Source organism: Acinetobacter sp. YH01025 (assembly GCF_013420185.1).
In the GTDB taxonomy this organism is placed as follows: domain Bacteria; phylum Pseudomonadota; class Gammaproteobacteria; order Pseudomonadales; family Moraxellaceae; genus Acinetobacter; species Acinetobacter indicus.
Window position 1 is genome coordinate 83,139 of sequence record NZ_VOYR01000001.1, and the last position, 19,034, is coordinate 102,172.

13 protein-coding genes are annotated in these 19,034 nt (G+C 46.4%); 12 read left to right on the forward strand and 1 reads right to left on the reverse strand.

From position 1 onward, the window contains the following. Positions 1 to 49 precede the first annotated feature (49 nt). From FTT89_RS00410 to FTT89_RS00430, 5 genes are all read left to right on the forward strand, one after another. The gene (locus FTT89_RS00410; RefSeq protein WP_180172638.1) at positions 50 to 1,552 is read left to right on the forward strand and encodes an AAA family ATPase; all 1,503 of its coding nucleotides are present in this window, start codon (positions 50 to 52) and stop codon (positions 1,550 to 1,552) included. Then, complete coding sequence (locus FTT89_RS00415; protein WP_005176227.1) at positions 1,540 to 3,003, forward strand: VWA domain-containing protein; 1,464 nt, start codon at positions 1,540 to 1,542, stop codon at positions 3,001 to 3,003. The genes FTT89_RS00410 and FTT89_RS00415 overlap by 13 nt, the downstream gene beginning before the upstream one ends. 209 nt (positions 3,004 to 3,212) lie before the next feature. Then, positions 3,213 to 4,169, forward strand: a complete 957-nt coding sequence (locus FTT89_RS00420; protein ID WP_180056909.1) for a metal-dependent hydrolase — start codon at positions 3,213 to 3,215, stop codon at positions 4,167 to 4,169. 15 nt (positions 4,170 to 4,184) lie between these two features. After that, positions 4,185 to 5,036, forward strand: coding sequence for an SDR family oxidoreductase (locus tag FTT89_RS00425; protein WP_180056933.1), 852 nt, complete (start codon positions 4,185 to 4,187; stop codon positions 5,034 to 5,036). 175 nt (positions 5,037 to 5,211) lie between these two features. Continuing rightward, complete coding sequence (locus FTT89_RS00430) at positions 5,212 to 6,666, forward strand: NAD(P)/FAD-dependent oxidoreductase (protein WP_180056931.1); 1,455 nt, start codon at positions 5,212 to 5,214, stop codon at positions 6,664 to 6,666. 119 nt (positions 6,667 to 6,785) lie between these two features. On the opposite strand, the gene gltA is transcribed toward FTT89_RS00430, so the two are convergent. After that, on the reverse strand, positions 6,786 to 8,060 hold the full coding sequence (gltA, locus tag FTT89_RS00435) for a citrate synthase (protein ID WP_005176240.1): 1,275 nt from the start codon (positions 8,058 to 8,060) through the stop codon (positions 6,786 to 6,788). Positions 8,061 to 9,080: 1,020 nt separating this feature from the next. On the opposite strand from gltA, the gene sdhC reads away from it, so the two are divergent. The 7 genes from sdhC (at position 9,081) to lpdA (ending at position 18,880) form a co-directional block, all read left to right on the forward strand. Next, positions 9,081 to 9,479, forward strand: coding sequence for a succinate dehydrogenase, cytochrome b556 subunit (sdhC, locus tag FTT89_RS00440; RefSeq protein ID WP_005176242.1), 399 nt, complete (start codon positions 9,081 to 9,083; stop codon positions 9,477 to 9,479). Then, positions 9,479 to 9,844 carry a succinate dehydrogenase, hydrophobic membrane anchor protein gene (gene sdhD, locus FTT89_RS00445; protein ID WP_005176252.1) on the forward strand — a complete coding sequence of 122 codons (366 nt, stop codon included), beginning with the start codon at positions 9,479 to 9,481 and terminating at the stop codon, positions 9,842 to 9,844. Before sdhC ends, sdhD begins: the two co-directional genes overlap by 1 nt. A gap of 12 nt (positions 9,845 to 9,856) precedes the next feature. Then, positions 9,857 to 11,755: an FAD-binding protein gene (locus FTT89_RS00450; protein ID WP_005176254.1), complete on the forward strand. Its 1,899-nt coding sequence runs from the start codon at positions 9,857 to 9,859 to the stop codon at positions 11,753 to 11,755. A gap of 14 nt (positions 11,756 to 11,769) precedes the next feature. Next, positions 11,770 to 12,480 (forward strand): succinate dehydrogenase iron-sulfur subunit, encoded by a 711-nt coding sequence (locus FTT89_RS00455; RefSeq protein ID WP_005176256.1) that lies wholly within the window; start codon positions 11,770 to 11,772, stop codon positions 12,478 to 12,480. Between the two features lie 816 nt (positions 12,481 to 13,296). Beyond that, entirely contained in the window at positions 13,297 to 16,122 is a 2,826-nt protein-coding gene (locus tag FTT89_RS00460) for a 2-oxoglutarate dehydrogenase E1 component (protein WP_180006796.1), read from the forward strand. 16 nt (positions 16,123 to 16,138) lie between these two features. Then, complete coding sequence (gene odhB, locus FTT89_RS00465; protein WP_104471741.1) at positions 16,139 to 17,347, forward strand: 2-oxoglutarate dehydrogenase complex dihydrolipoyllysine-residue succinyltransferase; 1,209 nt, start codon at positions 16,139 to 16,141, stop codon at positions 17,345 to 17,347. A 99-nt stretch (positions 17,348 to 17,446) separates the two neighbouring features. Continuing rightward, positions 17,447 to 18,880, forward strand: a complete 1,434-nt coding sequence (gene lpdA, locus FTT89_RS00470; RefSeq protein WP_045796462.1) for a dihydrolipoyl dehydrogenase — start codon at positions 17,447 to 17,449, stop codon at positions 18,878 to 18,880. Positions 18,881 to 19,034: the final 154 nt, after the last annotated feature.

Genomic DNA, 19,034 nt, shown 5'->3' on the forward strand with positions numbered 1-19,034 from the left:
TTTCCGCAAACCGTTACAATGCAGTTTTTCGCGCACGTTCAGGTATTCGATGAAAGCACGTATTCATACACTTATTTCGCAAATGTCCCAGCAGATGTATGAACGTGAACAGGTGATCGCACAAACCTTGCTGGCCGCTGTGGCCGGCAGTCATACCTTTTTATACGGCTTGCCGGGCACGGCCAAAAGCCTGATTTCCAGACGGGTTGCAGCCGCTTTTGAGGTCGATGCCTATTTTGAATATTTGATGAACCGCTTTAGTACCCCGGAAGAAATTTTTGGCCCGGTGTCAATTAAAGCTCTAAAAGAAGATCACTATATCCGTAAAACCGAGCATTATCTGCCCTGTGCCGATTTTGCTTTTCTGGATGAAATCTGGAAGGCCAGCCCGGCCATTTTAAATACCTTGCTGACTTTGGTGAATGAAAAAGTCTTTAAAAATGGCGAGCAGCTGCAGCAGGTGCCCTTCAGTGTGCTGATTGGTGCATCCAATGAAATTCCTGAACCGAATCAGGGACTGGATGCGCTGTATGACCGTTTTATTTTGCGTCTGGTGGTCGAACCCATTCAGCAGGCCGGCAATTTTCATCAGCTGCTACAAGCCAAACCGGGCAGTGCTCATTTACAGCTTGATGAATCACTTAAAATTACCCAGGCCGAGCTGGCCGAATGGCGCGAACAGATTCATGAAATTGAGCTGCCGGCTTTGGTATTACAGGTGATTGATCTGATTCGCCAGTATTTACAGCAGCATGTCGATGGCTTGTCGGTCTATATTTCGGACCGGCGCTGGCAACGTGTAGCCTATCTGCTCAAAGCTGCGGCATTTTTAAATGGCCGGCCGCAGGTCTTGGTCAGTGATCTGTATCTTCTGAAATCCTGCCTGTGGAATCAGCTGGAAGATATTCGGGAGATGCACAAGCTGATTGATCAGGCCATTCTGGAGATTGGCTTGCATGCCGATTTGCAATTGGAGTCACTAATTCAGCGCAAAGACGAGCTGGAACAGCAGATGCTGAACGCTTTTTACTATACCGATGATGTCTATGAAAGCTATCTGATTCAGGACAAGGAGTACTTAAGAGCAGTGACTCACCTGGATCATCATTATCAGGATAAAGTGCTGTATCTGTTATTAAATAAAATGGACAGCAAACAGGATTTCTTTGCTGTGGATGCTTCCGGTGAGGAAATTCGCGGCATCGTGTGTAACTTTAATGGCGGCCGGCTCTGTACCTTAAAAGGCGGCTATTATGGGCTGGAAGAAGTGGTCACACCGTATATTAAATACCCGAAAGGCAGCGCACGCCGTGTCATTGATGAAAAGTTGGTGCAGCAGTTGCGGGGAGAGCTTGCCCAGCTACAAAATGCACTGAGCGAAGACTTAGCCCTGTTACAGCAGCGTTTTGATGCCCAGTCAGCACATTTTGCTTCAGTCTTTGTTGCCGCCGCCGACAGTGCCCAGTTACAACAGCATGTGCAGCAGCAGTTACAGCGCTATCAGCTGCAACTGCAAGACTGCGCGCGGCTGGAACAGCTATGTCAAGGCTAGACCTGCAGCAGCATCAGCGTCAGCATACAGCGTTAGAGCAGTTGACCGGACAGCTGTATCAGGAACTAGCCGACTCCTCCTTAAAACACTGGCTGGATGATCAGAAAGTCAGTCAGCATCTGGATGATAAAGTCCGGGCCTGGGCCTATCAGGCCAAATCCAGTCTCGATCAGCAGCATCCTTATAGGGAAGTGCAGCAGCAACTGGAACACTGGCTGGCGCAGCCCTCCATCAATAGCGCCGAGTTTCAGCAGATGCAGGTGCAATATCAGGATTTTCAGGCTCAGCTGGGGCTGCCTGATTTAAGCCCGTTTTGGACTCAAAGCGCTACTTTCTCTGCCGGACAGCGCGAGCTACAGGCACAGTTATTAACAGAAAAATGGCAACGTAAACTGACCGAAGCCATTGCTCATTGGGAATTTGAGCAGCTGGCCTTGCAGCGGGATGCTTTTCTGGATGAGATTCGCGATTTTCTCAGCCAGATGCAGCGACTGGCCAAATACAAAGATGCCACCGGCATCGAAACCGGTATTTTTATTGACTATTCCAGAGGCCAGTTACAACCACAGGATATCCAGCAGTTTGAGCAATGGGCCAGCTATTTGCAGGAGGATCGTGAGCTGCAAGCCTTGTGTCAGAAAATCGGTTCTGCCCAGCCTGCACATTATCCGCGCCAGGCCGTGCAGCAGCATCGGCCAGAGCAGGAGCTGGAATTGCTGGAGCAGCATTGGCACGAAGAAATTACCGGCATTCAGCTGGCGCAGGATTTGAATCTGGCGCTGCCGAGCGAGCTGGCCTTACTGGCCGATCCCGATCTGGCGCTTTTATTTGACCTGAAATATCTGGAATCCAACCTGATGAGCTTTAACCTGCAAGGTCAGCACAGCAGTCGGGTAATTCAGGATCAAACAGCACGGCACAAGCGTCTGGGGCAAAAAGGCCCGATGATTTTGTGTCTGGACACCAGCGGTTCCATGCACGGCCAGCCGGAGCTGATTGCCAAAGCCATGAGTCTGTATCTGGCAATTCAGGCCATGAAAGCCAAACGCCCGATGTATCTGATTAACTTCTCGACCCAGCTGACCAGCCTGAATTTACTCGAAGGCTATTCGCTGGATGATCTGATTCACTTTCTTAGCCAGTCTTTTCATGGCGGCACCGATGTTATTCCCGCCATCGAACATGCCCTGTCGATGCTGGCCCAGCCAAATTTTCACAATGCCGATGTGCTGGTGGTGTCCGATTTCATCATGGGGCAGTTACCGACAGAACTGATGGCCCAAGTCGAGCAGCAGAAACAGCAGGGCACCGGTTTTTATGCGGTAGCGATTGGTAACTTCCGTTTTGAACATCTGAATCAGGGCCTGTTCGATCATCAGTGGATTTATCAGTCCAAAGAACGCAAAGTGCGTTATCTGCCCAGTAACCGCAGTGACAGAGTGTCCAAATAGGCGCTGACCCCAATTGACAAGGAAATGAGCTCTGCGGAAAAAAGTGTGAGCAAATTGTCAGACAATATTTTTTAAAGTCACGATTTGCCAATTTTATGACGATTTTGGCAACTGGTTTCAATGCAGGGCTGGCTTAGTTTTGGTCTCATTCAGGTCGATGACCACGGTGTCTTGACCTGGCTCAAATGGACAAAACAAAGAGAATAGCCATGCAGATTGCTCAGTTTTTACCTCAGCCTGTTCGCCATTTTTTCAGCGCGACACCTTTTGATGCCGAGAAACAGTCGGCTGCCCTCCCAATCCGGCATATGAAATTCGACTTTAAGGCCGAAGAAATAGACCCCAAATTTTACTTGAATGCCGAACTGGCCAGTGCCTATTTTGCCTCGCTGTCGATTTTCCTGACCTATGGCGAAGATCTGGTGATTGACACCGCGCGTTATCATCGTGAGCTGTTAAATGATCCCGTGCTAAAAAAGCGGGTCACCTCCCTAATTGGCCAGGAGGCGCTACATTCCAGATTGCATGAAGAGCTGAATGATGCCTTTCGGGATGCCGATCTGCCGGTTGAGCTGTTCCGTTCCTGGGCCAGATTTGTCTTTGATCACGGCTTTAACCGTTTGCCACAGCCGATGAAACTGTCGCTGATGGCTGGCATTGAACATTTCACCGCGGTGCTGGCCGAGTACATGATGAATCATGAGGAAATTTTCTTCCAGTCGCATGATGAAAAGCAGCGTGCCATCTGGATGTGGCACATGCTGGAAGAATCGGAACACAAAGACATTGCCTATGATGTGTTCCAGTCTTTATCCAACAGTTATGGCTTGCGCATTGCCGGTTTCTTCCCGGCGCTCATCACCATCCTGGTGCTGATTTCCATTGCCTCGCTGCTGGTGCCGTTTTATCGCAAACCGTCTAATTTGTTTAGCCTGAGTTACTGGAAAGACCTGCCGCGTAGCATCAAGCTGATTTTTGGTCTGCAAGATGGCGTGTATGGCAGTAGCTGGGCGCATATTCTGGATTATCTGCGTCCCGGTTTTCATCCGAATGACCATGATACTTCGGCCTTTTTAGCCTATTACAAGGAACGTTTGCTGCATCCGGAAAGCGGGGTGTTAACGCCGTATTTCGTCAAGGAATTTACCCCGGCGCTCAAAGTGTAAGGATGAAGAAGGATGATGGGATTATTTGCAAAAAAAGTGCGACTGAGCCAGCAGGCCTATGCGGTGGTGACCGGTGCAGGCAGTGGGATTGGACGCAGTTTTGCGCTGGAACTGGCCAAGCGTGGTGGCAGCGTGATCTGTGCCGATATCAATCTGGCGGCGGCTCAAGCAACCGCCAAGCAGATTGAACACCAGTTTGCTACTGCGGCCTTTGCGTTGCAATGTGATGTGGGTGTGGCCGAGCAGGTGCAGCAACTGGCTGAACAGTCTGAACAGCTGTTGGGCCATCCGGTGACTTTGCTGATCAATAATGCCGGTGTGGGGCTGGGTGGCAAGTTTGATGAAGTCAGCCTGGCCGACTGGCAATGGTGTATGCAGGTCAACTTATGGGGCGTGATCCACGGTTGTCATTATTTCGTACCGAAACTGAAACAGCAGGGTGGTGGTGCGATTATTAATGTCGCTTCGGCTGCTGGTTATACCGCAGTGCCGGAAATGACCGCCTATAACGTCAGCAAGTCCAGCGTACTGGCCTTGTCTGAAACCCTGTCTGCCGAGTTACGTGGCGCCAATATTCGCATCAATGTGTTATGCCCAACGCTGGTGCCGACCAATATCATGAAAAATGGCCGTTTGCCTGCGCATTATTCGGGACTGGCAGATCATTTGCTGACCCATCATGCCTTTGTCAGCTGTGAGCAGGTGGTAGCGCAGACCTTAAACAATTTAGACCGGGGCGAGCTGTATACCATTCCACAGCCAGATGCCAAACTGTTCTGGTGGTTCAAGCGTGCCGCGCCGCGTTTATATACCAAGCTGCTGGGTGTGGGTTATCCATTATTCAATAAATATGTACAAAAATCCTGAGTAGAAAAAAATGAAACAAGATGATCAAGTCACGTTGCAAACGGTCGCTGAGCCGGCCGATCTTGTGCTCAAAAAGCCTAGTCGAAAAGCCAAAAGTGCCAGTGCAGCATCAGCAAGGGCAGGGGCCAATCAGCCAAATTCTCAAACAACTGAGCAGCGCGGTAGATCAACTACTATGCCAAGCCGGGTCTATGACACCATTATTATTGGGGCGGGTATTTCCGGTCTGGCAGCGGCCTATAAACTGAATCAGGCTGGCTATCAGGATTATCTGGTGCTGGAAAAAGCCGGCCGGGTAGGAGGCACCTGGCGGGACAATACCTATCCGGGTTGTGGTTGTGATGTGCCCTCGGCCTTATATTCTTTTTCCTTTGCGCCAAGTCATGGCTGGAGTCATTTATTTGCCAAGCAGCCGGAAATCCTGCGTTATCTGGAAGATGTGGCGACCCGTTTTCAGCTATATGCCAAGATTGAATTTCATAATGAACTGCAAGATGCACGCTGGAATGAGACTGAACAGATGTGGGAGCTCAACACCAGCAAAGGGCGATATCGGGCCAGAACCGTGATTTTCTCTACCGGCCCGATTACCGAGCCGCAACTGCCGAAAATTAAAGGTATCGACAGTTTTAAGGGCGAAATGTTCCATTCGGCACGCTGGAACCATGCCTATGACCTGCGTGGTAAACGCATTGCGGTCATTGGCACCGGCGCCTCGGCCATTCAGTTTATTCCGAAAATTCAGCCTCTGGCCAAAGAGTTATATATTTTCCAGCGTACAGCGCCGTGGGTCCTGCCAAAGCCTGATCTGCCTCTGAATCAGGTGATGAAAAGTACACTGGCCAAGTTTCCGGCCATCCAGCAGCGTTGGCGCGGTGCGGTATCGCAATCTTTGAATCTGATTAATTTTGGCCTGCGTCATCCACCTTTGTTGGAGCCCGTGAATGTACTCAGCCGGCAGCTGTTAAAATTACAGGTCAAAGATCCGGCTTTACGTCAGGCGGTTACCCCCAATTTTTCGGTCGGCTGTAAGCGTTTACTGTTTGCCAATGATTATTATCCGGCCTTGCAGGCCCCGAATAGCACTTTAATTCCGCATGGCTTGGTGGAAATTGAAGGCAATACGGTGATTTCCGCCAATGGTGACCGGCATGAGGTCGATGTGATTATCTGGGGAACGGGCTTTGAGGTGTCACATCCACCGATTGGTCGCCGTGTGCAGAATGCCCAAGGCCAACGACTTTCCGAGCTGTGGCAGAGCAGTTCACCCGAAGCCTTTTTGGGCACCAGTATCCAGCATTTACCCAATGCCTTTTTGGTGCTCGGGCCGAATATTCTGGTCTATGATTCCTTTATTGGCATTGCTGAAGCGCAACTGGACTATATTGTCAGTGGTTTATTGCAAATGAAAGCCAAGGGCTTAAAGCGCATTGAAATCAAGCCGGATGTGCTGAAATACCACAATGCCAAAGTACAGACTCATGTGCAGAAAACTGTGTTTAACCGTGGCGGCTGTCAAAGTTATTATCTGGACCAGAATGGTCGCAACTTTGCCGCCTGGCCGTGGTCACTGGCCGAGTTAAAGCGACGTTTACAGCGCCTAGATCTGGAGCATTATCAGGTAGCTTAACGTACTTTTGCGCTGAATATTGGCGTTGCCTCGGTCTGGTCGAAACGCGCATTTAGTTTGAATGTCCATAAAAAAACCACCCAAACGGGTGGTTTTTTCGTCGTTGAACGCGAACCGGATTAACGGTTGATGTCGCGTTGAACTTCGCCAGTGTAAAGCTGACGAGGACGACCGATCTTGTAAGGACCGCTGTGCATTTCTAACCAGTGGCTGATCCAACCAACTGTACGTGCAAGCGCGAAGATCACAGTAAACATTTCTGTCGGAATACCAATCGCTTTCAGGATGATACCAGAGTAGAAGTCTACGTTTGGATACAGGTTACGCTTGATGAAGTATTCGTCAGAAAGCGCGATACGCTCAAGTTCCATTGCTAACGCTAATTGTGGATCGTTGATACCTAATGCACCAAGAACTTCGTCGCAAGTCTCTTTCATTACTTTCGCGCGTGGGTCGAAGTTTTTGTAAACACGGTGACCGAAGCCCATCAGTTTAACTTCTTTAGTCTTCACTTTTTCCATGAAGCCAGCAACGTTTTCTACAGTGCCGATTTCATCCAGCATCTTAAGAACTGCTTCGTTCGCACCACCGTGCGCAGGACCCCAAAGTGCAGAGATACCCGCAGCGATACAAGCATAAGGGTTAGCACCGGTAGAACCCGCTAAACGTACTGTAGATGTAGACGCGTTTTGCTCGTGGTCAGCGTGAAGAGTGAAGATACGGTCCATTGCTTTGGCAAGAATCGGGTTCACTTTGTAGTCACGGTCTGCAGGCGTAGCAAACATCATGTACAGGAAGTTTTCAGCGTAGCTTAAGTCGTTACGTGGGTAAACGAATGGTTGACCCACAGTGTACTTGTAGCTCCAAGCCGCTAAAGTAGGAATCTTCGCGATTAAACGGATCGCAGTGATTTCACGGTGGTTAACATCTTCGATGTCCAGGTTGTTGTGATAGAACGCAGATAATGCACCCACAACACCAACCATGATCGCCATAGGATGCGCATCACGACGGAAACCGTTATAGAAGCGGCTAACTTGGTCGTGAACCATGGTGTGGTTACGAACTTTCGCGTCAAATTCTTCTTTTTGCTCAGCTGTTGGAAGCTCGCCGTTTAATAACAGGTAGCAAGTTTCCAGGTAATCAGCTTTAGTCGCCAATTGATCAATCGGGTAACCGCGGTGTAACAGAACACCTTTGTTACCGTCAATGAATGTGATCTTAGATTCACAAGAAGCTGTCGCCATAAAACCAGGATCAAAAGTAAAGTGACCTGCAGCCAACACATCCTTAACGTCAATTACATCTGGGCCCAATGTGCCGCTGTAAATTGGTAATTCAATTTCTTTGCCATCAAGCTGTAAAACGGCTTTCTTGCCAGTTGCTTCAGACATTCAATAGATCTCCTGTCCTGGTGAATGTTGATCTGACTCGTAGTATCAATCTTTTAATGCGCGAATCAGACGGATCGAAAATTTGCTATAAGATTAGTGTGTACTGAAATTTTGTCAATTATACTTATGGATAAAAAGTGACGCTGACACAGCAGCTTAGTCAAAAAATATTCGTATGAAAAACTGAGTAAAATCACAGCACCGACGCGCTATAATAAGTCAAATTCCCGGACAGGTGCAGAAAAAAATAATAGGAATGCTTTAATTGTAAGCAATTTTTTAGCGTTAAAAGCTCTTGAAAAGCCAGGCTGCTGGAATTTTAAGCTTTCCGAAATGTATCTGTTTTTCATAACTTAGCTGGGCTTTGCCGGTTCTGCTGCTGCTTTGTTATTCATAAATAAAAGCGCTAAGTCTGTCATTTTTTTAGGTTTAACTGGTTAAAAAATAGCTGATTAAATCAGCCATTCAGCCAGTTAACTTGTTCTGATGCGCTGAAATTGCAAGTAAAGTCAGAGCAATCTGTCAGCTTTTGCAAGACTCAAAATCCAAATGCCGGCCTGAAGCGGGAAGCACGGGCAGGGCGCTGAAAATATTTCATGTTGTTTGCCTGATAGCAAATATTCAAGGAAAAAATATTCAGGCACCCAAAGATAAAGTGAAAAGATTCAATAATATAGTGTCTAGACATTTACTGTGCTGCTTTAGTCTAAATATTTCAGTCCGGTGAAAATTGCAATTATAGCTAAAACCAATAGCAGAAATATAAAATAAATTAATAAAAAACAGTGAGATGATGCCTTAAAGATGTATCCGGTTGATGTGTTTCATAAATTACCTATTTGTTAATGATTCTTATTTAAGGATTTTTTGTTCAAAAAGCCCAGTGCGGTTGTTTGTATTTTAATAGTTGACGTTTTATAATTCAGTGTCGTTTTGAATATAGGCATTCGAATGCCTAGCAATGCCAGCTTTCCTTCGAATTAATTCCAACAAACTCCGGATGGAGTTTTTACTTACAGGATGCCCGCTGTGAAAAGCAACAGACCTGTCAATTTGTCCATGGGTCAAGTTTTATCAGTAAACTTAAAATCACCTGTGGCTATTGCATCAATTTTACACCGTCTTTCAGGTGTCATCGTATTTTTACTCGTACCGGTACTTCTTTGGTTATTAGACAAGTCTTTGTCTTCGCCAGAAGGTTTTGCAGAAGTACAGGAAATCTTTAACGGTTTCTTTGTCCGCTTTATCGTATGGGTATTTGTAGCCGGATTAATCTATCACTTCATCGCTGGTGTCAAGCATTTACTTGCTGACCTTGGTGTTGCAGAGGAACTGCAAAGTGGTCGTGTTGCAGCTACTATCGCATTAGTCTTGTCTGCGATTGGTATTCTCGCAGCCTTTGTATGGATTGTTCTCTAATGAAAAGTGCTACAGGTTTAACGGGTTCAGGTTCTCGCGACTGGTTTATCCAACGCGTAAGTGCTGTTGTTCTTGCTGTTTATACCGTTGTGGTATTTGGTTGGATTCTGCTGAATGGCGGATTTAACTTTGAACAGTGGTACGGCTTTATGATGACATTACCAATGAAGATTTTATCTTTATTGGCAGTCTTATCTCTTGTTGCACACGCATGGATTGGTATGTGGCAGGTATTCACAGATTACGTGACTACTCGTCAGATGGGTCCTTCAGCTTCAGGTTTACGCCTAGTGCTGACTTCAGCAGTGATTATTGCTGTTTTTGCATACGCAATCTGGGCAATCCAGATTTTCTGGGCGAATTGATAGGAAGATATCATGGGCGCGATTAACCCTAAAGAAGATTATTCAAATATTCCACACCAATTTTTTGACGCAGTCATCGTTGGTGGTGGTGGTTCAGGTATGCGTGCATCTTACCAACTTGCTCAAGCGGGTTTGAAAGTTGCAGTACTGACCAAAGTATTCCCAACACGTTCGCACACAGTTGCAGCGCAAGGTGGTATTGGTGCATCTCTTGGTAACATGCAAGAAGATAACTGGCACTACCACTTCTATGACACGGTTAAAGGTTCTGACTGGTTAGGCGACCAAGACGCGATTGAATTCATGACGCGTGAAGCGCCACAAGTGGTTTATGAATTAGAACACTTGGGTATGCCATTTGACCGTAACGCAGACGGTACAATTTACCAACGTCCATTCGGTGGTCACTCTGCAAACTACGGTGAAAAAGCGGTTCCACGTGCATGTGCTGCAGCTGACCGTACAGGTCACGCACTTCTTCACACACTTTATCAAAGCAACGTGAAAATGGGTACTCAATTCTTCGTAGAATGGATTGCTCTTGATTTGATCCGTAACGAAGCAGGCGACGTACTGGGTGTAACTGCAATTGACCAGGAAACAGGTAAAATTGCGGTATTCCAAGCTAAAGCGACGCTATTCGCTACTGGTGGTGCAGGTCGTGTTTACCGTGCCTCTACTAACGCGTATATCAACACGGGTGACGGTCTTGGTATGGCTGCTCGTGCAGGTATTCCATTACAGGATATGGAATTCTGGCAATTCCACCCAACAGGTGTTGCGGGCGCAGGCGTATTGTTAACGGAAGGCTGTCGTGGTGAGGGTGGTATCCTTCGTAACGATTCTGGCGAACCGTTCATGGAACGTTATGCTCCTACTTTAAAAGACTTGGCGCCACGTGACTTCGTATCACGTTCTATGGACCAGGAAATTAAAGAAGGCCGTGGTTGTGGTCCAAACAAAGACTACATCTTGCTGGATATGACGCACCTGGGTGCTGACACGATCATGAAACGTCTGCCATCTGTATTCGAGATTGGCAAGAAATTCGCGAACGTTGACTGTACCAAAGAGCCAATTCCGGTTGTACCAACAATCCATTACCAAATGGGTGGTATTCCGACCAACATTCATGGTCAGGTTGTTGTTCCAGAATCTCGTGAAACGACTCCACTGGTTGCTAACTACGACAAAGACACTGACACATATTCTACAAATGCAGAAGGCCGTGACTTTGCGAAACCTGTAAAAGGTTTCTATGCAATTGGTGAATGTTCATGTGTATCTGTACACGGTGCAAACCGTTTAGGTACTAACTCACTGCTTGACCTGGTGGTATTTGGTAAAGCGGCTGGTCAACATATCATTGAGTATGTAACTAAACAGCACGATGGCGAGTACGAACCACTACCTACAACTGTACTTGAAAACACGCTGAACCGTATTCGTAAACTTGACGAATCAACTTCAGGTGAAAACGCTCAAGAAGTTGCGGATGCAATTCGTAACATCGTTCAGGATCACGCAGGTGTATTCCGTACTTCAGCATTGCTTGAAGAAGGTGTGAAACAGATTCTTGCGCTTGAACCACGTGTTCGCAATATCCACCTGAAAGACAAATCTAAAGTCTTCAACACTGCACGTGTAGAAGCATTAGAAGTTGAAAACCTATACGAAGTCGCAAAAGCAACCTTGATTTCTGCTGCTGCGCGTAAAGAATGTCGTGGTGCGCACACTGTTGTAGACTTTGAATTACCACCAGATCACCCGACTTATTCTTATGGTCGTCGTGATGATGAGTGGATGAAGCACACTCTGTGGTTCTCTGCAGACAACCGTCTTGAGTACAAACCAGTACGTTACAAGCCGCTTTCTGTTGCAGCTATTCCACCTAAACCACGTACATTCTAATCAGGAGAAACAAGATGAGTAGAGGTACTCGTACATTTCATATCTACCGCTACGATCCTGATAAGGATAAAGCACCGTACATGCAAACATTCAAGCTGGAATTGACTGATAAGCATCGTATGTTGCTTGACGCACTTTTGGCGTTGAAAGTACAAGACGAAACTTTAACGTTCCGTCGTTCTTGCCGCGAAGGTATTTGTGGTTCTGATGGTGTAAACATCAATGGTAAAAACGGTTTGGCGTGTCTTTGGAACCTGAACGATTTACCAAATGAAATCACCATTCGTCCATTACCAGGTCTGCCAGTGATCAAAGACCTAGTTGTTGATATGAATCAGTTCTACGACCAGTACAACAAGATTCAGCCATTCTTGATCAACAACCAGCCTGCGCCACCAAAAGAGCGTTTACAGTCTCAGGAAGACCGTGAGCACCTAGATGGCTTGTATGAATGTATTTTATGTGCATGCTGTTCAACTTCATGCCCATCATTCTGGTGGAACCCGGACAAATTCCTGGGTCCTTCAGCGCTGTTGAATGCTTACCGCTTCATCATCGATTCACGTGATACTGCAACTCAAGAGCGTCTGGCGCGTCTTGATGACCCGTTCTCGCTGTTCCGTTGTAAAGGCATCATGAACTGTGTGTCAGTTTGTCCGAAAGGTCTGAACCCAACCAAAGCAATCGGTCACATCCGTAACATGCTTCTGGATACTGCGGGTTAATCTGAACGCCAGTTTGGTGAATTCAAAAAGCACATCTCTGGATGTGCTTTTTTTATGCTGTTTTATTGAACACTTGAATGGGGTTGGTCTGATGAGATGCATTGCTGCATACAAACTGGGTATGAAAAGTGCAGGTGAATAGTTTTAAATCAATCTTCTAAAAAAGTGTAATAGAGTGATGGTATTTTGTTTTAATACGCCCAGAAATGGGGCATGAGACTGCAAAAAGTGGTGCAAGATGTTATTATATAACGCAAGTTGAAGAGGGCAGATTGAAAGATGTGCTCTCTTTTGTTTTATGGAATAAAGAAGCCGTTGGACTTTGGTCTTAATTGCTTCTAATTATTAAATAAAGCACCATATGTTAGAGCAAAATATGTTTCTTGTATTTCGCCAATTTATAGGGGGTATACGTCAAAAAAATCAATTGAGAGTTGGAGATCATGTTACGATTAATAAACTTCTATATTTAAAAATTGAGGTTGAATTTATGTACATTTTTTCAACATTTAAAGAGATGTAGAAAGCCAGAAATTAGAGTAAACCTATTTAGAAAAGCTAATTTGCCGAATTAATTTTTCTAAGTCGATTTGCAAAAAAATTGCTCGGTTTTGGCCGAGTATAAAATGAGTGATGATGCCAATCAGGGCGTTATGATTCATTATTCACATTGGGTAGTCCTAATGTAGTGATAACGCCTCATGACAGTTGTCGAATGGGGACGAATGTCATGTTACCAATTTGACATTATCAATCATGGGTTTTGCTTAAAAAGCATCCTGAAAAATGTTTTTGCAATAGGAAATGGGTCCACAAATGCAAGAAGTTGCTGACGCTCTGCGTCTTGACACTGAACTTTCCGCTGATAGTGCAGCGTATATTGAAGAACTTTATGAGCAGTATTTAACGTCTCCAGAGTCAGTTGGTGAAGACTGGAGAGTGTACTTCGATAAATTCCCAAAAGGTGATCAACCTCATAGCAATGTACGTGAGCAATTCCTTTTATTGGGTCGCAACTCAAATCGTATTCAGTCTGTGGCTCAAAGCGCGGTAAGCTCTGAGCATGAACGTCGTCAAATAGGCGTCCTGCAACTGATCGCAGCGTATCGTAATCGTGGTCACCAAAAAGCAAAATTAGATCCGCTAGGTTTGGCAAAACGCGAAGAAGTGCCAGATCTTGATCTTGCTGCGCACGGTTTAACCAAATCTGATTTAGATACCGTATTCAACACAGGCAACCTGGCGATTGGTAAAACAGATACCACGCTGGGCGAAATGGTTGAAGCGATGGAAGCAACTTACTGCGGTTCAATTGGTGCAGAGTACATGCACATTGTTGACACCAAAGAGAAACGCTGGATTCAACAGCGTCTTGAAAGTGCCCGTGGTCAGTATGGCTTCAATGCAGAACAGAAAAAACACTTCCTTGAGCGTTTAACTGCCGCTGAAGGTCTGGAAAAATATTTAGGTAATAAATACGTTGGTGCAAAACGCTTTGGTGTGGAAGGTGGTGAATCTTTCATTCCAATGGTTAACGAACTAATTCAACGTGCCGGTGCGGTTGGTTGTAAAGAAGTCGTGATTGGTATGCCACACCGTGGCCGTCTGAACTTGCTGGTTAACATCATGGGTAAAAACCCGGCTGACCTGTTTGGCGAGTTCGAAGGTAAATCTTTACACAAGAAAGGTTCGGGTGACGTTAAGTACCACCAAGGTTTCTCATCTAACGTAATGACCCCAGGTGGCGAAGTTCACTTGGCATTGGCGTTTAACCCGTCGCACCTTGAAATTGTTGGACCTGTGGTTGAAGGTTCGGTACGTGCCCGTCAAGTACGTCGTAAAGACATTGGTGGCGATGACGTATTGCCATTAATCGTACATGGTGATGCTGCATTTGCAGGTCAGGGCGTGAACCAGGAAACTTTCCAGATGTCACAAACACGCGGTTATACCGTGGGTGGTACTGTGCACATCGTAATTAACAACCAGGTTGGTTTCACTACCTCTGATCCACGTGATGCGCGTTCTACAGAATACTGTACCGACATCGCGAAAATGGTTCAGGCGCCAGTATTCCACGTGAATGGTGATGATCCTGAAGCAGTAATCTTCGTAACGCAATTGGCACACGACTTCCGTCATACTTTCCGTAAAGACGTAGTGATTGACCTGTTCTGTTACCGTCGTCGTGGTCACAACGAAGCGGATGAGCCATCTGCAACCCAGCCACTGATGTATCAGGTGATCAACAAGAAAGCCACTACACGTACTTTGTATGCAGACCAACTAGTACAACAGGGCGTATTAGATCGCGCTGCTGCAGACCAAATGGTTGAAGACTACCGTGCCGATCTTGAAGCAGGTAATCACGTTGCCAATGCGCTGGTTCTTGAACCGAACAAGAAAATGTTTGTGGACTGGACGCCGTACCTGGGCCATGAATACACTGACGAATGGGATACCACTTTCCCGGCTGAGCGCTTAAAAGAGCTTGGTGAAGGCATGCGTAAACTTCCAGAAGGTTTCGTGATGCAGCGTCAGGTGTCTAAAGTGATTGACGAACGTCTGAAAATGCAGACCGGCGAAATGCCGCTGAACTGGGGTGCTGCTGAAACTCTAGCCTATGCAACACTGCTAGATCAGGGTTACCTGGTACGTATTACTGGTGAAGACGTAGGTCGTGGTACCTTCTCGCACCGTCATGCCAAACTGCATAACCAGGTTGATGGCGAAACTTATATTCCATTGTGCCATGTGAAAGAAAACCAGCCGCGTTTTGCTTTATATGACTCGCTATTGTCTGAAATGGCGGTACTGGCATTTGAATATGGTTATGCGACCACGATTCCACACGGTCTGATCATTTGGGAAGCACAATTTGGTGACTTCGCTAACTGTGCGCAAGTGGTGATTGACCAGTTCATCGCCTCTGGTGAAACCAAGTGGGAACGTGTATGTGGTTTAACCATGTTGCTGCCACACGGCTTTGAAGGTCAAGGTCCGGAACACTCATCTGCACGTTTAGAACGTTTCTTACAGCTGTGTGCTGAAGACAACATGCAAGTGATTACCCCGACTACACCAGCACAGATTTTCCACGCTTTACGTCGTCAGGCAATTCGTCCAATCCGTAAGCCAATGATTGTGATGTCACCGAAATCATTGCTGCGTCACAAGCTGGCAACTTCATCTCTTGATGAGCTGGCAACTGGTACCTTCCAGACCGTGATTGACGAAATCGACAGCAACATCAACAAGGCCGACGTGACCCGTCTGGTACTTTGTGGTGGTAAAGTGTATTACGACCTGCTTGAAAAACGTCGTGAAAAAGAATTGAACAACACGGCAATTGTTCGTATTGAACAGTTGTATCCATACCCAGAACAACGCATTGCGGAAATTCTTGAAGCTTATCCAAACGTGAAAGAACTGGTTTGGACTCAGGAAGAACCGAAGAACCAAGGTGCTTGGTTGTTCATCGCGCCGCGTCTATATGATGACGTGATGAAAGCTGGTAAACAGGTTCGTATCAGCTTTGCTGGTCGTGAGGCTTCTGCCGCTCCAGCGTGTGGTTCACCATATTTGCATGCAAAACAACAAGCTCAGCTCATCAATGACGCGCTTGCGATCGTAGTTGAATAACAGGAGATTCGAAGTAATGGCAACCGAAATTAAAGCACCGGTATTTCCAGAGTCAGTTGCAGATGGAACAATCGCGACTTGGCACAAACAACCAGGTGAAGCAGTATCACGTGATGAAGTGATCTGTGACATTGAAACTGACAAAGTTGTTCTGGAAGTTGTAGCTCCTGCAGACGGTACGATTGCTCAAATCATTAAAAATGAAGGCGATACTGTACTTTCAAATGAAGTGATTGCACAGTTTGAAGAAGGTGCTGTATCTGGCGCTGCGCAAACTCAAGCAGTTCAGTCTGAAGAGAAAGTTGAACAGGCCGCTGCGAAAACTGAAGCAGGTGCAGCACCTGTAGTTGAGCGTGCTCAACCAGTTGCGGACCAGGCACCAGCAGTGCGTAAAGCATTGACTGAAACAGGTATCAACGCTGCTGACGTACAAGGTACAGGCCGTGGCGGTCGCATCACCAAAGAAGATGTGGCAAACCATCAGGCGAAACCAGCGGCTGCGCCTTTAACTGCAGCAGTAGGCGAGCGTATCGAGAAACGTGTTCCTATGACGCGTTTACGTAAGCGTGTAGCTGAACGTTTACTTGCAGCGACTCAAGAAACTGCAATGTTGACGACGTTCAACGAAGTGAACATGAAACCAATCATGGAAATGCGTAAGCAATATAAAGACGCATTTGAAAAACGCCACGGTGCGCGTCTTGGCTTCATGTCATTCTTCGTAAAAGCTGCGACTGAAGCGCTAAAACGTTACCCAGCAGTCAACGCATCAATTGATGGCGACGATATCGTTTATCACGGTTACTATGACATCGGTGTAGCTGTATCTTCTGACCGTGGTCTGGTGGTTCCTGTATTACGTGATACAGACCGTATGAACTACGCTGAAGTTGAATCTGGCATTGGTGCTTATGCTGCGAAAGCACGTGAAGGTAAACTTGCGATTGAAGACATGACTGGCGGTACATTCACCATTACTAACGGTGGTACTTTCGGTTCACTGCTGTCTACGCCAATTCTGAATACACCACAAACTGCTATTCTGGGTATGCACAAAATCCAGGAACGTCCTATGGCAGTCAATGGTCAGGTTGAAATCTTGCCAATGATGTATTTAGCGCTGTCTTATGACCACCGTTTAATCGATGGTAAAGAAGCGGTAGGTTTCCTTGTAACAATCAAAGAATTGTTAGAAGAGCCAGCTAAACTTATCCTTGACTTATAATTTATTAATTAAAAATCTCTCCTAACCCCTCTAAAAAAGAGGGGAAAGGTTCCCCCTTGAGCAAAAGGGGGGATTTAGAGAGATTGATTGGAGATAAAAATGTCTCAACAATTTGATTTAGTTGTTATTGGCGGTGGTCCAGGCGGTTATGAAGCAGCCATTCGTGCGGCTCAGCTTGGTTTTAAAGTGGCATGTATCGAAAAACGCATCCACAAAGGTAAACCATCTTTAGGTGGTACCTGCTTAAACGTGGGCTGTATCCCGTCTAAAGCACTGCTTGATTCTTCACACCGTTATGAAGATACCGTTCATCACCTGGCTGATCATGGTATTACGACAGGTGAAGTAAACTTTGACCTGTCTAAATTACTGGCACGTAAAGACAAGATTGTTGACCAGTTGACTGGCGGTATTGACCAGTTGCTGAAAGGCAATGGTATCGAATGGTTAAAAGGTACTGGTAAATTACTGGCGGGTAAGAAAGTTGAGTTTGTTCCTCACGAAGGTGAAACTCAGGTTCTAGAACCAAAATACGTAATTCTTGCGTCTGGTTCTGTACCAGTGAACATTCCGGTAGCTCCTGTTGATCAAGACATTATTGTTGACTCTACTGGCGCGCTTGAGTTCCCTGAAGTACCGAAGCGTTTAGGTGTGATTGGTGCCGGCGTGATCGGTCTGGAGCTTGGTTCAGTATGGCGTCGTCTAGGTGCTGAAGTTGTTGTATTTGAAGCAATGGATGCCTTCTTGCCAATGGCGGATAAAGCGCTGGCAAAAGACTACCAGAAACTGCTGACCAAACAGGGTCTGGATATCCGTGTAGGCGCGAAAGTGTCTGGCACTGAAGTCAACGGTCGTGAAGTAACTGTAAAATACACCCAAGGCGGCGAAGAGAAAGAACAGACTTTCGACAAGCTGATCGTGTGTGTGGGTCGTCGTGCGTATGCTGAAGGCTTACTGGCTGATGACTGTGGTATCAAACTGACTGAACGTGGTCTGGTTGAAGTGAACGACTGGTGTGCGACTTCTGTTGAAGGCGTATACGCAATTGGTGACTTGGTACGCGGTCCAATGCTGGCACACAAAGCCATGGAAGAAGGCGTAATGGCAGTTGAACGTATTCACGGTCATGCTGCTCAAGTGAACTATGACACCATCATCTCTGTCATCTATACACACCCTGAAGCGGCGTGGGTAGGTTTAACAGAAGAGCAGGCCAAAGAAAAAGGTCATGAAGTGAAAACCGGTCAATTCGGTTTCGCAGTCAACGGCCGGGCTTTAGCTGCCGGTGAAGGTGCTGGTTTCGTGAAGTTCGTTGCCGATGCTAAAACAGATCGTTTACTGGGTATGCACGTGATTGGACCTGCGGCGTCTGACATTGTTCACCAAGGTATGATCGCGCTTGAATTTGTATCTTCAGTTGAAGATTTACAATTAATGACATTCGGTCACCCAACCTTCTCTGAGGTGGTGCACGAAGCGGCACTGGCCGTCGATGGACGTGCCATCCACGCGATTCAGCGTAAGCGTAAATAAATAAAAAAAGAGCGGTTTCGACCGCTCTTTTTCATTTGGTGGTTGTTTTTGTTTGAATAATCATCTAAAACTAAAACGATAAAACTGTATAAATGTTAATACTCACGACGATGGATGTTGGAGTTTTAGCGAGTCATAAAAAAACGTGAAAAGT

Bases quoted from the DNA above. Each gene is read 5' to 3' on its own strand.
- FTT89_RS00410 (WP_180172638.1), top strand. From the start codon at position 50: ATGAAAGCACGTATTCATACACTTATTTCGCAAATGTCCCAGCAGATG.
- FTT89_RS00415 (WP_005176227.1), top strand. From the start codon at position 1,540: ATGTCAAGGCTAGACCTGCAGCAGCATCAGCGTCAGCATACAGCGTTA.
- FTT89_RS00420 (WP_180056909.1), top strand. From the start codon at position 3,213: ATGCAGATTGCTCAGTTTTTACCTCAGCCTGTTCGCCATTTTTTCAGC.
- FTT89_RS00425 (WP_180056933.1), top strand. From the start codon at position 4,185: ATGGGATTATTTGCAAAAAAAGTGCGACTGAGCCAGCAGGCCTATGCG.
- FTT89_RS00430 (WP_180056931.1), top strand. From the start codon at position 5,212: ATGCCAAGCCGGGTCTATGACACCATTATTATTGGGGCGGGTATTTCC.
- gltA (WP_005176240.1), bottom strand. From the start codon at position 8,060: ATGTCTGAAGCAACTGGCAAGAAAGCCGTTTTACAGCTTGATGGCAAA.
- sdhC (WP_005176242.1), top strand. From the start codon at position 9,081: ATGCCCGCTGTGAAAAGCAACAGACCTGTCAATTTGTCCATGGGTCAA.
- sdhD (WP_005176252.1), top strand. From the start codon at position 9,479: ATGAAAAGTGCTACAGGTTTAACGGGTTCAGGTTCTCGCGACTGGTTT.
- FTT89_RS00450 (WP_005176254.1), top strand. From the start codon at position 9,857: ATGGGCGCGATTAACCCTAAAGAAGATTATTCAAATATTCCACACCAA.
- FTT89_RS00455 (WP_005176256.1), top strand. From the start codon at position 11,770: ATGAGTAGAGGTACTCGTACATTTCATATCTACCGCTACGATCCTGAT.
- FTT89_RS00460 (WP_180006796.1), top strand. From the start codon at position 13,297: ATGCAAGAAGTTGCTGACGCTCTGCGTCTTGACACTGAACTTTCCGCT.
- odhB (WP_104471741.1), top strand. From the start codon at position 16,139: ATGGCAACCGAAATTAAAGCACCGGTATTTCCAGAGTCAGTTGCAGAT.
- lpdA (WP_045796462.1), top strand. From the start codon at position 17,447: ATGTCTCAACAATTTGATTTAGTTGTTATTGGCGGTGGTCCAGGCGGT.